We start from the raw sequence: 13,765 nt of genomic DNA, 5'->3' as shown, positions 1-13,765 counted from the left end.
ACTGAACGGCTGTCCGTAGAAGCTGACGATCTGCTCCCCGTGGTCGCCGATGATGTACACATTCGCGACCGACCGCGCCTGCGCATAGCCGGCACACCCGTTGACCTGCATGGTCTCGTTGGTGTAGCTGACCTCGCCATGGGTGGTCTTGACGATCGGCACCCACGACTTGTGCTGGTCATTGCCGAACGGATCGGCGCGCTCGTAGTCGTAGACGTAGTAGTTGACGGCCTGACCCGGGCCGATCGAGACCGAACCACCCTCGTTGACTGTTCCCGAGGCAACGCCCGAGGTCGACACCGACCCCGACGGGGTGTTCGAGTTGGTGAAGCCGTTGAGGTTCACCTGGCAGCCGACGGTATAACCGGCCTGGAACTTGATCTTGCTGACCGGCTTGCTGGTGGTGACGTTGTAGGTCGCCGACACCCAGGCGTTGCGGTGCAACGGGGTGCTGCCCAGCGACGGGCTGATGGTGGCGGTCTCGCCCGATCGGGTCAGGGTGACCCCGACGCCGTCACCGGTGGTCAGCGTCTGGGTCTGCGACGGGAGGGAGACGTGGACGTCGGCGGCCGCGGCACCCGCGGTGGCCAGCACGGCGATCGCCGCGGCGGCGGGCACACCGGCAAGAACCGAGAGACGCGTGAAACGGATTGTCATTGTGTTCCTTGTGTAGTTCGTCGGTGTCGAGTGGGGCCGGTCAGCCGATCGAGAACGGCTTGCCATAGAGGTTGATCTTGTTGTGGTTGTTTCCGCCCGTCTCGACGGTGACGAACGACCGCGCCTGCGCATAGCCCGCGCAGTTCTGGATCTGCATGGCGAAACGCTGGTAGTTGAAGTAGTAGGTGCCGGCCTTGGCGATGTCGTAGCTGTCTATCTGCACGAAGGTCACCTGACCCGGGGTCAGCGGGACGCTCAGCGATCCGGATGCACCGGGCACGCCGGCCGAGGTGATGCTGCCGGTGATACCGGCGGTCAGGCTGCCGACGTTGACCTGGCAACCGATGATGTACCCGGCCGACAGGGTGGCGGCCGAGCCGTCGTTGGACGTGCCGTTGGTGCCCGGCATGGTCGCCTCACCCGCAGGACCATTGGCCGGGAACGATCCCGTCGACTGCAGCTTGGGCGCCGCCAGCGTGATGTTGGCACTGACCCACACGTTGCGTCCGGCACCATTGGCCGCCAACGACGGTGACACCTGTGCTGTCTCGTTGGTGCGCGTCAGCGTGAGATCGTGACCTGACACACTGCCGTTCGGCAGCGGGACGAAGGTGTCGGCGTGGGCGGGTGCCGCCACGCCCGCGGTGATACCGGCCGCGATGGCGCCCGCGGCGATCGCCGTCAAGGCCCCCCGGCGTGCGCGCACCGGTGACTCGATCGTGCTCATGAATTCCTCTCGGAGTGTCCTTCGGTCGCCGCCTTCGGCAACGTCGGGCGAAGCGTACTGATATCTCGGCGAACAAAAGGTGAACGCAGCAAGCCCCCGGGACGTCGATCTGACCCCACTCAGGCAAAGCCCCAGAATTCTTTAATTCGTTGCGGCGCAACGAATTCTGACAATATGGACAATCTGCGCCAAACGGCCTGTCGGATTGGACACGCACATTGACAACAACTCCGACGGCCGTCGGTACTACGCTGATCCGATGCCGAAGACGACGATGCCGCACGGGACGCTGCGACGGTGGTTCCTGTCCGACATCTCTCCCGAACCCGCGGGCTTGATGGGACCGTACCGGCGCACGAACACCGAGACGAAAACCCACTCGTGGTGGAAGGTGATGTGCCTCACGGGCGTCGACTACTTCTCGTCGCTGGGGTACCAACCAGGCATCGCAGCGCTGGCCGCCGGCACCATCGCACCATTGGCCACGATCGTACTGGTGGCCCTGACGCTGTTCGGCGCGCTGCCGGTGTATCGATACATCGCCGCACGTTCACCGCACGGCTCCGGGTCGATCGCGATGCTCGAGCGACTCCTACCATGGTGGGGCGGAAAGGTATTCGTCCTCGTCCTGCTCGGATTCGCGGCCACCGACTTCTTGATCACCATGACACTCTCGGCGGCCGACGCCACCGCGCACTTCATCGAGAATCCGTTCGTCCCGGACATTTTCACCGGGCACAACGTCGCCATCACCCTGGTGTTCCTCGCCTTCCTCGCCGCGATCTTCTTGCGCGGATTCACCGAGGCCATCGCGGTCGCCGTCGGGCTCGTCGCCATCTATCTGGTACTCAACGTCGTGGTCATCGCTGACGGTTTGTGGCGCATCGCGACCTCGCCCCACGTCGTTGTCGACTGGAGCCACGCCATGACCGCCGAACACGGCAGTCCGTGGATGATGATCGCGATTGCGCTCCTGGTGTTCCCGAAACTCGCACTCGGCTTGTCCGGATTCGAGACCGGTGTGGCGGTGATGCCCCAGATCGACGGCTCACCTGACGATCCGCCGGATCGCCCGACCGTTCGGATCGCCGGTACCCGCCGACTGCTGACCACCGCAGCGGTCACCATGAGCATCCTGCTGATCACCAGCAGCCTGGTGTGCACGATCCTCATTCCGGAGAAGGCGTTCGACGTCGGCGGCCAGGCGAACGGACGTGCCCTGGCCTTCCTCGCCCATGCCGACCTCGGCAACGCCTTCGGCACGGTCTACGACATCAGCACGATCCTCATCCTGTGGTTCGCCGGAGCGTCGGCGATGGCCGGACTGCTCAACCTCGTTCCGCGCTACCTCCCGCGGTACGGCATGGCACCGGACTGGGCGCGCGCCAACCGCCCGCTGGTGGTCGTGTTCATCCTGATCGCAGCGGGCGTCACGATCTACTTCGACGCCTCGGTCGACAAACAGGGTTCGGCCTACGCAACCGGCGTGCTGGTGTTGATGACCTCGGCCGCCATCGCGGTCATGCTCTCGGTACGCAAACATCGCCGGCGCGTGGCCACCATCTGTTTCGGCGGTATCGCCCTGGTGTTCTGCTACACCACCGTCACCAACATCATCGAACGCCCCGAGGGAGTGCAGGTCGCCGCGTTCTTCATCGCCGCGATCCTCATCCTGTCGTTCGCATCCCGGGTCAGTCGCTCGTTCGAGCTGCGTAGCGGGGAGATCACATTCGACGAGACTGCTCAGCAGATCATCGACGGTGCCGCACTGGCCGGCGAGATCCACATCGTCACCCACGACCCCGATGATCGCTCCCTGGTCGAATATCGCGAAAAGGAACTGCAGCAACGCGCCGAGAGCCACATCCCCGACGCCGATCAGATCGTGTTCCTGGAAGTCAATGTCACCGATTCGTCGGACTTCGTCACTGACCTGGAAATCCACGGGCGCTATCACGAGGGCGGATTCCGCATCCTGTGGGTGAGCTCGGCCGCGGTACCGAACACGATCGCGTCCACCCTGTTCGCCATCCGCGACTGGACCGACCTCGTACCCAACGTCTATTTCGAATGGAGCGAGGACAATCCGATCGTCAACATCCTGCGCTTCTTGTTCATCGGACAGGGTGAGGTGGCGGCGGTGACCCGCGAGGTGGTGCGCCGGGCCGAGCCCGATGTCGCACGCAGGCCCGTGATTCACGTCGGCTGACGCACCACACCATCGCGTGGATATCGCGGGCAATCCGTGACGCGCAGCACACCGAACCCCTGATGTCCGCCCATCACTGACATCGAGGAGAAACACCATGCGTTCACCAGCCCGCCTCGCACTCGGATTCGCCATCGCCACCGCGGGAGCCGGCGCGATTGCCTTCGCCGCCGCACCGCACGCCGCAGCCGCGCCGATGGTCTGTCCGGCCCTGCCGGGCCAGACCGCCTCCAGCGAGAGCTGTTCGGCCAGTGCGTCGAACACCGGCCTGAGCCTGGCGATCACCGCCGACGGCGGCCACGCCAGTTCTACCGCCACCAACTACGCCGGGCCCGCGGCGATCGCCATCGGCCCCAACGCCTCGGTCACCATGACCGGCGTACGACCCGGACTGGCTATCGGCATCGCCGGACCCGGCGCTTCGGTGACCGTCGACGGTGTGCACGGACCCACCTGCACCGGAACCGGAATGGCCTTCGCCGGCGACTTCCAGACACTGCAGGGGTGCTGGCGTTAGTCGGATTAGTCTGCCCACCATCGGATGGGGGACGATTCCCGACAAACGAGGCGCTTTACCCGATCGTCGAGGTGCGACGAGCCGCCAGGCGAGGAGCCTCGAGACGCGGCGAGACAACGCCGGACCTGACCGGCCGGTGTGGCGACAACCGCCGACTACGAATATAACTTCCACACAATCGGCCCAAAAACCCCGATTTTCGGGGTCGCCCACCCGCTCCGGTGGAAACTGTATTCGTAACCGGCGCATACCAGCCTTGTCGCGCAGTTGGTCTCGAGACGCGACGTGCTCGCTGCGCTCGCTCGGCGCTCCTCGACCATCAGATGGGGACGGCGATCCCGACCACAACAACCGTCCTCGACCATCGGAAGGGGACGATTCCCGACAAACGAGGCGCTTCACCCGATCGTCGAGGTGCGACGAGCCGCCAGGCGAGGAGCCTCGAGACGCCGCAAGGCAACGACGCAACCAATCCCCCACGTAGCAACAACCGACGACAACAAAGTGGATGTCGAAGGGGTGCGGCGACACGACACATGACAAACGTCATGGACGATCGATGACATCTGCTCTGGGGACGGCCGGTGCCCGGACGGCATCGTGAGATGCATGAACACACCAGCAATCCGCACGAGAGATCTTCGCAAGACGTTCCGGGGCGGCGACGGCGGTCGGGTCACCGCCGTCGACGGCCTCGATCTGACCGTTGCACCAGGAGAGGTCGTCGCCTTCCTCGGGCCCAACGGCGCGGGTAAGACCACGACGATAGACATGATCCTCGGCCTGACCCAACCGGATTCGGGCTCGGTCGAGGTGTACGGGCAGGGCACGCGGTCTGCGGCTCGCGGCGGACGTATCGCCGCGGTGCTCCAAAACGGTGGTCTGCTGCCCGATTTCACCGTCGAAGAGACCGTCCGCATCATCGCCTCGTTGCACGGCCGCGGCGCCGACGCCGAGTCGGCGATGGCCCGTGCCGACATCGCGCATCTGGCCGGACGCAAGGTCTCCCGCTGTTCCGGCGGTGAACAGCAGCGGCTCAAGTTCGCGCTGGCGACCCTGCCCGACCCCGACCTCATCGTCCTCGACGAACCGACCGCGGGCATGGATGTGGAATCCCGCCGGAACTTCTGGTCCGCCATGCGATCCGATGCCCGACACGGACGCACCGTCGTGTTCGCCACCCACTACCTCGACGAGGCCGACGACTTCGCCGACCGCATCATCATGATCGCGCACGGTCGGATCGTCGCCGACGGCTCCACCTCGGAGATCCGCGCGATGGCCAGCCGACGTGTCGTCTCGGCGATCGTGGACGAATCCGAACTCGCCGCCGTCGCACGCGCCATCGACGACCTCGAGGTCGTCGAACGCCGCGGTGGGCGAATCTACCTGTCCGCCAAGGATTCCGATGCACTTGCCCGCGCCCTGCTGACGGGCACGAACGCCCGCGAGGTCGAGATCGCCACGCACAACCTCGAAGACGCGTTCCTCGCCCTCACCTCCGCTGCCTGACTCCACCACCCTTCGACAGAAAGCTCCCGCCATGACCACCGCCTCGGCCTCGTCCGCCGCACCTCGATCGGCGTCACACGACACCGCACTCCGCGGATTCCTTCCCGCGCCCCTGTACATGCGCACCGACATCCGCCGCGTCCTACGCAATCGGCGTGCCCTGGTTTTCACCGTCGCCATGCCCGGTCTGCTGTATCTCGTTTTCGGCGCTACCCAGAAGTCCTCTGACACAGTCGGTTCGGGCAATGTTGCGTTCTATGTCCTGATCGGCATGGCCGTCTACGGTGCTGTCCTCGCCGCCGCCTCCAACGCTGCGTCGGTGGCACTCGAACAGCAGGCCGGCTGGACGCGCACCCTGATGATGACGCCGCTGCAACCCACCGGATACGTGGCCACCAAGGTGTGCGTGGCGTTGGCGATGGGGGCGCTGCCGATCCTGGTGCTCACGGTCGCCGGGGTCGCCACCGGCGCGCACGCCCCGGTCGGGGTGTGGATCGCCTGCCTGCTGCTCGGATGGATCGGCGCATCGGTGTTCGCCGCCTTCGGTCTGGCCGTGGGCAGCATCATGAAATCCGACGGGGCGATGCAGGTGATGGGCGGCGTGTTGGCACTGTTGGCCTTCGCCGGCAACGTGTTCGTCCCCCTCAAGGGCGTCATGCTGACCATCGCGCAGTTCACACCGATGTTCGGGGTCGTGACGCTCGCGCGGTATCCGCTCGATCACGGTGTCACCGTGTACGGCACCCACATCTCGCTCTGGGTGACCGTCGCCAACGTGATCATCTGGGCGGTGATCTTCGCCTCGACCGCCTCGTTCTTCTACAGTCGCAGTACGGCACGGCAGTGATCGGACCGTCGACCAGCAGAATCCGGAGATGATGAGCAACCGCACGAACGACCGGTGGGCACCCTGGCGCAACCTGCGCTGGGTGTTCACGGCCATCTGGATGTTGTTCCTGGCCTACCCGATCGGAGCGGTCGCCACCTCCGACCACGGCCACACCGCCAAGATCGTGGGGCTCGTCCTCATCGGACTGTTCGCCGTGGTCTACCTCTTGGCGTCGGTGTACCTACTCACCGGTCGCACCGAGGTCGAACCGCGTGGCGTATGGATCTTCGTCGTTCTGCTCATCCTGGCCGCGGGCCTGCTGCCCATCATCGGCGAGAACACCTTCGGCTCAGCACCTTTCCTGATGGTCGTCGCCGCCTTCAGCTTCCCCACCCTGTGGGCGGCGATCACCGTGGCCGCGTTGATCGTCGCGTCGATCGCGGTGCCGACGATCGCCGGGTGGGAGGTCGACGGCAGCGTCGTGATCATCCTGGTCGCCGTCGGATTCACCATGCTCGGTTTTCGCGCGCTCGCTGTTCGTGAGGGCGAACGCGAACGCGCCGAGGAGCGCCAGCGTGAGCTCAATTCCGAGTTGGCGGTGGTCGCCGAACGTGAGCGGGTGGCCCGCGACGTCCACGACATCCTCGGGCACTCGCTGACGGTGATCACCATCAAGACCGAATTGGCCGGTCGCCTCGTCGATCTCGACCCGCAACGCGCGAAAGACGAGATGGCCGAGGTCAATGCGCTGGCCCGCTCCGCGCTCGCCGAGGTCCGGGCAACCGTCGGAGCTCTGCGCACCCCGGACCTGCCGAGCGTGATCGCGTCCGCACAGAGCGCCTTCCGTGCCGCGGATATCACTGCGACACTTCCCGATCCGCAGACCGCCACCCCGCATGGGGAGCTGTTCGCGTGGGTACTGCGGGAAGCCGTCACCAATGTGGTCCGCCACAGCCACGCCACTCATTGCGACGTCCGGATCGAGGACGCCACACTGACGGTGCACGACGACGGGTGTGGACTCGGCGCAGCTGTTCCCGGCAACGGCTTACGCGGACTGATCGAACGGGTGGAGTCCGCGGGTGGCACCCTGACGATCGAATCAAACACGGGCGGAACGACGTTGACGGCGGTGGTCGACGATGAGTGAACCGATCCGCCTGCTGCTCGCCGACGATCAGGCCCTGGTACGTGGCGCGCTGGCCGCCCTACTCGACCTCGAGAGCGACCTCGAGGTGGTCGCCCAGGTGGGGCGCGGCGACGAGGTCGTCGACGCCGCGCGCGAACACGCCGCCGACGTGTGCCTGCTCGACATCGAGATGCCCGGCACCGACGGCATCGAGGCCGCGGCTGCCCTGCGACGGTACCTGCCGGGGGTGCGTTCGCTGATTGTCACCACCTTCGGCCGCCCGGGGTACCTACGACGCGCCATCGACGCCGGCGCGTCCGGCTTCGTCGTGAAGGACACTCCGGCAAGCGAACTGGCCGACGCGGTGCGTCGAGTACACGCAGGTCTCCGCGTCATCGATCCCACGTTGGCCACCGAAAGCCTCACCAGCGGCGACAATCCGCTGACGCAGCGCGAATCCGAGGTGCTGCGCGCAGCGTTGTCGGGCGCGACAGTGGCAACCATCGCCACGCAGGTCCATCTGTCGGCCGGCACCGTGCGCAACCATCTGTCGTCGGCGATCGGCAAGACCGGCACCGCCACCCGCGCCGAGGCCGCCCGCGTCGCACGCGAACGCGGCTGGATCTGAGGCGGCCGTGCGCTGTCGGCGGACTGGCGGGCGCGCTCGGCGGGCCGAGGTCAGCCGAGGTCGACGTTCAGGCCGCGCAAATACGCAGCCTGACCGACGTGTTGGGCGTCGTCGTCGAGGATGCTCACCAGCCGCACCCCCAAGGTCACCGGCGGATCCCAGTTGTCGTCGATGACCCGATCGAGGTCTCCATCGCCGACACGGGCGAGGTACTCGATCGTGGCGTCATGGCTCGCGTCGTAGTAGCCCAGCAGCAGATCGGCGGGTCCGACGACGCGGAGGATGTCGTCGGGGCTCTGCCCATACCCACTCGCCGACGGCGGGAACGGCAGCGCAAAGCGCTCATACCAGCCCTGCGAGGTCCAGATCTGATCGGTGCCCGCGACGTCGGCGATCTGCGCATCCTGCACGCGCGCGAGATGCCACACCAGCCAGGCGATCGTGTTCGCGCCGGGCGCGGGCTGCCAGGACAGTCGTAGCTCCTCGATCCCGTCGAGCACGGCGTGCACGTTCTCCTTGACGCGTCCGAATCCGTCGGCGAGTACTTCGGTGGCTCTCATGCCTCCACACCTACTCCGGTATTGCACTCCGCGCATACATGTACGGCAGAAACCCTTGTCGACGCCCGCGCAAACTTTTGCCTCGCGCCGATCCCAACCCTGGTCACCGGCGGTCGCGTTGCCCACCATGGGCGGGGTGTCCGACTCTGCCTCGTCCCTGCACCGACGTCCGATCCGGTTCAACGCCTTCGACATGAATTGTGTTGCGCACCAATCCCCCGGGCTGTGGCGCCACCCCGATGACCGCTCGTGGGAGTACAACACTCTCGACTATTGGGTCGACCTGGCGATCCTGTTGGAGAGCGGCGGATTCGACGGGTTGTTCATCGCCGACGTCCTCGGCACCTATGACGTCTATGGCGGCACCGACGAGGCCGCGATCCGGCAGGGGGCGCAAATCCCTGTCAACGATCCGCTGTTGCTGGTGTCGGCGATGGCGTATGCGACCGAGCACCTCGGATTCGGGATCACCACCGGCACGGGATTCGAGCATCCCTACCCGTTCGCCCGGCGGCTGTCGACGCTGGATCACCTGACGCGCGGTCGGCTCGGCTGGAATGTGGTCACCGGCTACCTGCCGTCGGCGGCCCGCAACATGGGCGCCGCCGATCAACTCGAGCACGACAGCCGCTATGACCACGCCGACGAGTACCTGACCGTCCTCTACAAACTGTGGGAGGGCTCCTGGGAATCCGACGCGGTACGCCGCGACCGTGCCGCGGGCGTGTTCGCCGATCCCGACAAGGTCCATCACATCGGTCACCGCGGCGAGCACTTCACGGTGCCCGGCATCCATCTGTCCGAGCCTTCCCCACAGCGCAGCCCGGTGATCTACCAGGCCGGCGCGTCGGTGCGCGGCCGCCGGTTCGCCGCGGCCAACGCCGAGGCGATCTTCGTCGCCGCACCCACCAAAACCATTCTGCGCGAAGTGGTGTCGAAGATCCGGGAAGAACTCGTCGCCGCCGGCCGCGACCCGTACGACGCCCGCATCTACACCTTGTTGACCATCATCACCGACTCGACGCCGGAGGCCGCCCGCGAGAAGGCCGCCGAGTATCGGCGTTACGCCAGCGACGAGGGGTCGTTGGTGTTCATGTCGGGATGGATGGGCCTGGACCTGTCCTCCTACGATCTCGACGAACCCATCGGCAACGTGCACAGCAATGCCATCCAGTCCGCTGTCGCTGCCTTCGCCCAGGCGGACGAATCGGGCCACGAGTGGGCGGTCCGCGACATCGCCGCATGGGGCGGCATCGGCGGAATGGGACCGGTGCTCATCGGGTCGGGTGATGAGATCGCCGAGGCTCTGCAGGGCTGGGTCGACGACACCGACGTCGACGGCTTCAACGTGGCCTACGCCGTCACACCCGGGTCCTTCGCCGACATCGTCACCCACGTCATCCCGGCCCTGGAGCGTCGCGGGGTCTACCGTCGCCAATACACTCCGGGTACGTTGCGTCACAAGCTGTTCGGGCGTGGCGATCTGCTCCCCGACAACCATCGGGGTGCGACGTTCCGTGTCGGTGGCGCGAACTCGACGATTGACGACTCGGTGCGCGCGGCCGCGCGTGGGCCGGTGCCGACCCGATAGTCGTCGCCCGCTCCGCGGGTCGGCGGCGACGACTATCGCCCATCACGCGGCGCCGGCGTCATAGGGTGGCGTGGTGAGCAGCGAGCGCGGCGCGACGCCCGACAGTCCGGACAAAGCCGCCCGAAGGCGACGGGTACCGCGAAACGGGCACGGCCACAGTCACTCCCATTCACTGAACGACATCGCTGCCGACCTGACACCCATGGCGCGACGCATCGTCATCGGTGCACTGAGTGTGTTCGGACTGGCGATGATCGCCGGAATCGTGCTGCTGTGGCCCTCGGGGGGTGAGCATCCGATCCCCGCACAGTTCCGGGGTGCCGACGGCGGTGCGATCCACGCCGTCGACGGCAAGATCGTCAGCCAGACCCGCGGTGATTGCCTGAATCAGATGGTCGGCACGATCGCCGACACCGCCGACATCCCGATCTCCGGCGCGGGCACCGGACCCTGTATCGAGAGCGTCGTGTCGATCACCTCCGGCTCCGATTCCGGGAAGTACACGCTGCTGGAGGTACCCACCAACCGGGCGCAATCCGGCAGCGGGCCCGACTCGTCTGCGCAAACCCTCGGCGCGCCCGACGATCCCCAGCCCGGTCAGCCGACCCTGCACATCGGCGACGCGGTCCGGATGAGCACCACCCCCGGCCCCGACGGCCAACCGCGCTACACGTTCTTCGACTTCGGCCGGACCACCTCGACGATCGTGTGGGCGATCCTGTTCGCGGGTGCGATCATCCTCGTCGCCGCGTGGCGCGGACTGCGGTCGTTGATCGGACTCGTCTTCGCCTTCGTCGTGCTCGGTGCCTTCACCCTGCCCGCCATCCTCGACGGCGAATCGCCGGTGGCGGTCGCGGTGGTCAGTTCGGCCGCCATCCTGTTCGTCGTGCTCTACCTCGCGCACGGCATCAGCATGCGGACCAGTTCGGCCCTGCTCGGAACGCTGATGTCGTTGCTGCTGGCCGGGGTGTTGAGCTGGGCGTCGATCACCACCATGAACCTCACCGGACTCTCCAGCGATCAGACGACGAATCTGCAGGTCTACCAGGGGGGCATCTCGGTCAGCGGTCTGCTGCTTGCCGGTTTCATCATCGGTACGCTCGGTGTGCTCAATGACGTGACGATCACCCAGGCGTCGGCTGCGTTCGAACTCGCCGCGGCCGGGGAGCCGAGCCGCCTGGCCACCTTCCGCGCGGCCATGCGGGTGGGACGCGATCACATCGCGTCCACCGTCTACACCCTGGTGTTCGCCTATGCCGGTAGCGCTTTGCCACTGTTGCTGTTGTTCTCGGTGGCGCGCCAGCCGTTCGGTTCGCTGCTGACCAGCGACACCGTCGCCGTCGAGTTGGCGCGATCGTTCGTCGGCGGTATCGCCATCGCGCTGTCGGTGCCGCTGACCACCGGGATCGCCGCGGCCCTGGCCCGACCGTCGGGTGCGCGCGCCGCCGGAGGCCCAGCCGGCGAGGTCTCCGGCACCCCGAGAGTTGACGCGCCGCTCACCGACTCACGAACAGCGCCGGCACAATCGGCGTCATCGCGACCTGGATCCCCTCGTCCCGAGCCCACACGGCGGCCACCGGCACGAGGGGCACCGGGACCACAGGCCCCGAAACCACAGGCAACGGTTCGGGACGCCCCGAGCCCACCGCCGTCACGGCGTGCACCGGAGCCGCCACCACGAACCGGCCGGCACTCGATGCCGGACTGACTCAGCGCACGCGAGATCAGCCCAATCCGCACCGTCCGGTCGGGACGGTGGAGAGATTGCGTCCGAGCCAGTCACCGATCTTGGTGAGCATGGCGGTGCCATCGGAGAACTTGCCGCTGCGCGGAACGGCGGCCATCGACACGGCCACCTGACCACCGGGAACGGTGAGGATGCCCAGTTGACGCACCAGGAACGCCGACGACGTCCCGGTGCCCGGGCCCCAGCCGCCCTTCACGGCCGTGGCGCTCACCTTCTGGTTGGTCCGGGCGAGGTTGGCCACGCCCCATCGCTGGTTGGGTCCGACCGCACCCATCAGGGCCAACAGCCGATCGGTACCGGGCATACAGGGCAGGTGTGCCCCGAAGATCGCCTGATCGGCCAGCGCCCACATGGTGTAGCCGGGGTAGGACGTCGCCGAGTCGAGCTGCGAGCTGACGTGGGTGTTGAGGTCGTGGCCTTCGCGCAGGACCGCGGTCACCGCATCGACCGGTGTCGCGCCGGGACCGAGCTGCGTCCAGAGGTCCCCCGCCGCGTCGTTGTCGGACACCGTGATGGCCTTGGTCTCGTCGTCGACCACCGCCGAGCCGAGCCGACGTTCGGCGGCCAGCGACACCGGGACCTTCAGCGTCGACCACGCCCGTCCTGTGGTGAAGGTGCCCAACGAGATCACCGAGTCCGACCCGACCGGCGCGAGAGCGAGACCGATCGCGCCCGGGGTGGTCTTGGCGAGCGACTTCTGGAACGGCGCAAAGGACTTGGTCAACGCCTCCTGCGGAGGTACGGGCGGGGTCAGCCACGTCCGCAGCGGTTCGGGCAGGGGCGGTAACGCGGGCATCGCCGGAACGGGGAACGGAAGCGGCGCGGCACCTGCCACACCTACTCCGGCGAGACCGGCGCTCGCCACCACCAGCGTCGTCGCACACGCCACGGCCCATCGTTTCCACAACGCCACACAAGCCTCCTGAGTCACTTCAGTAACACCAAGAACTCTAACCGCCGGCTGGGCACCGCCACGTGCCGGTCGATCAACCGAGACCGCACCGTGTGCGGGCCGTGACCGGGACACCGGCGGCGCCGAACGATCGGTATCGAGCAGCGGTCGGGGTCAGCTCGTGGTGATCAGCGGTCGGGGTCAGCGGCACCGGCCGCGTGGCAGGGCGGCGATGTTCTGGTTCAGCCAGTTGCCGAGGGCGTTGAGCGCCGCGGTGCCCGACGACATCGACCCGCCGACGGCGCTCATCGCCACCGCGCTCTGCTGACCGTCGCGGTAGGTGAGGACGCCGATCTGCCGCACCAGGTAGGCGCCGTCGACGCCGGGGCCCCACCCACCTTTGACGGCGGTGGTCTTGGGGATCTGCATGATCTCCACACCCCACTGCTGGTTGCCGGCGACCTGGCCCATCAGCGAGAGCACGTGACCGGTGCCCGGCATGCACGGCAGATGCCCGGCGAAGGTCGCCGCATCCGGCAGCGTCCAGCGGGTCTGCCCGAAGATCGTGAAGCCCGAGCGCAACTGCTGCGAGGGCACCACGGTGTTCGGGTTGCCGCCCTCGCGCAGTACAGCGGTCACCTTGGCCGACGCCTCGGTGTTGCTGCCGAGTGACGCCCAGAGTTGTTCGGCCGCTTGGTTGTCGGAGTTGATGATGGCGTTGCTTTCCGCCGTGGACGTCCCGTTCTCGCGTTCGGCGGCCACGGCGA

12 protein-coding genes and 1 pseudogene are annotated in these 13,765 nt (G+C 66.9%); 8 read left to right on the top strand and 5 right to left on the bottom strand.

All coding sequences use genetic code 11. The features are described 5' to 3' along the window. Positions 1 to 657, bottom strand: a 657-nt coding sequence (locus B1964_RS25720; protein WP_079931829.1) for an MspA family porin, incomplete at its 3' end; no start/stop codon positions are given. Between the two features lie 40 nt (positions 658 to 697). Beyond that, positions 698 to 1,384: an MspA family porin gene (locus B1964_RS25715; RefSeq protein ID WP_079931828.1), complete on the bottom strand. Its 687-nt coding sequence runs from the start codon at positions 1,382 to 1,384 to the stop codon at positions 698 to 700. Positions 1,385 to 1,721: 337 nt separating this feature from the next. Between B1964_RS25715 and B1964_RS25710 the strand changes: the two genes are divergently transcribed. The 6 genes from B1964_RS25710 to B1964_RS25685 all read left to right on the top strand — a co-directional run bounded on the left by B1964_RS25710 (position 1,722) and on the right by B1964_RS25685 (position 8,208). Next, on the top strand, positions 1,722 to 3,593 hold the full coding sequence (locus tag B1964_RS25710) for an amino acid transporter (RefSeq protein ID WP_172398970.1): 1,872 nt from the start codon (positions 1,722 to 1,724) through the stop codon (positions 3,591 to 3,593). Positions 3,594 to 3,690: 97 nt separating this feature from the next. After that, complete coding sequence (locus tag B1964_RS25705) at positions 3,691 to 4,110, top strand: hypothetical protein (RefSeq protein ID WP_079931827.1); 420 nt, start codon at positions 3,691 to 3,693, stop codon at positions 4,108 to 4,110. A gap of 609 nt (positions 4,111 to 4,719) precedes the next feature. Next, positions 4,720 to 5,622, top strand: coding sequence for an ABC transporter ATP-binding protein (locus B1964_RS25700; protein WP_006370957.1), 903 nt, complete (start codon positions 4,720 to 4,722; stop codon positions 5,620 to 5,622). 31 nt (positions 5,623 to 5,653) lie between these two features. Further along, on the top strand, positions 5,654 to 6,469 hold the full coding sequence (locus B1964_RS25695) for an ABC transporter permease (RefSeq protein ID WP_006370956.1): 816 nt from the start codon (positions 5,654 to 5,656) through the stop codon (positions 6,467 to 6,469). A 28-nt stretch (positions 6,470 to 6,497) separates the two neighbouring features. Then, positions 6,498 to 7,601 (top strand): sensor histidine kinase, encoded by a 1,104-nt coding sequence (locus B1964_RS25690; protein WP_006370955.1) that lies wholly within the window; start codon positions 6,498 to 6,500, stop codon positions 7,599 to 7,601. After that, positions 7,594 to 8,208: a response regulator transcription factor gene (locus B1964_RS25685; RefSeq protein ID WP_006370954.1), complete on the top strand. Its 615-nt coding sequence runs from the start codon at positions 7,594 to 7,596 to the stop codon at positions 8,206 to 8,208. The genes B1964_RS25690 and B1964_RS25685 overlap by 8 nt, the downstream gene beginning before the upstream one ends. A gap of 50 nt (positions 8,209 to 8,258) precedes the next feature. Here the strand turns inward: B1964_RS25685 and B1964_RS25680 are convergent, their stop codons facing one another. Then, positions 8,259 to 8,768: a DinB family protein gene (locus B1964_RS25680; RefSeq protein WP_006370953.1), complete on the bottom strand. Its 510-nt coding sequence runs from the start codon at positions 8,766 to 8,768 to the stop codon at positions 8,259 to 8,261. 127 nt (positions 8,769 to 8,895) lie between these two features. Between B1964_RS25680 and B1964_RS25675 the strand changes: the two genes are divergently transcribed. Both B1964_RS25675 and B1964_RS25670 read left to right on the top strand, forming a co-directional pair. Continuing rightward, positions 8,896 to 10,359, top strand: coding sequence for an LLM class flavin-dependent oxidoreductase (locus tag B1964_RS25675; protein WP_079931826.1), 1,464 nt, complete (start codon positions 8,896 to 8,898; stop codon positions 10,357 to 10,359). Between the two features lie 70 nt (positions 10,360 to 10,429). Next, positions 10,430 to 12,067, top strand: coding sequence for a YibE/F family protein (locus tag B1964_RS25670; RefSeq protein ID WP_079931825.1), 1,638 nt, complete (start codon positions 10,430 to 10,432; stop codon positions 12,065 to 12,067). A 16-nt stretch (positions 12,068 to 12,083) separates the two neighbouring features. On the opposite strand, the gene B1964_RS25665 is transcribed toward B1964_RS25670, so the two are convergent. Then, positions 12,084 to 13,019, bottom strand: a complete 936-nt coding sequence (locus B1964_RS25665; protein ID WP_079931824.1) for a hypothetical protein — start codon at positions 13,017 to 13,019, stop codon at positions 12,084 to 12,086. Positions 13,020 to 13,199: 180 nt separating this feature from the next. Beyond that, positions 13,200 to 13,765: pseudogene (locus B1964_RS25660) on the bottom strand (hypothetical protein); the annotation flags it as partial.

The organism is Gordonia sp. i37 (genome assembly GCF_002043085.1).
Taxonomy (GTDB): domain Bacteria; phylum Actinomycetota; class Actinomycetes; order Mycobacteriales; family Mycobacteriaceae; genus Gordonia; species Gordonia polyisoprenivorans.
This window is presented reverse-complemented; position numbering and strand designations above follow the sequence as displayed.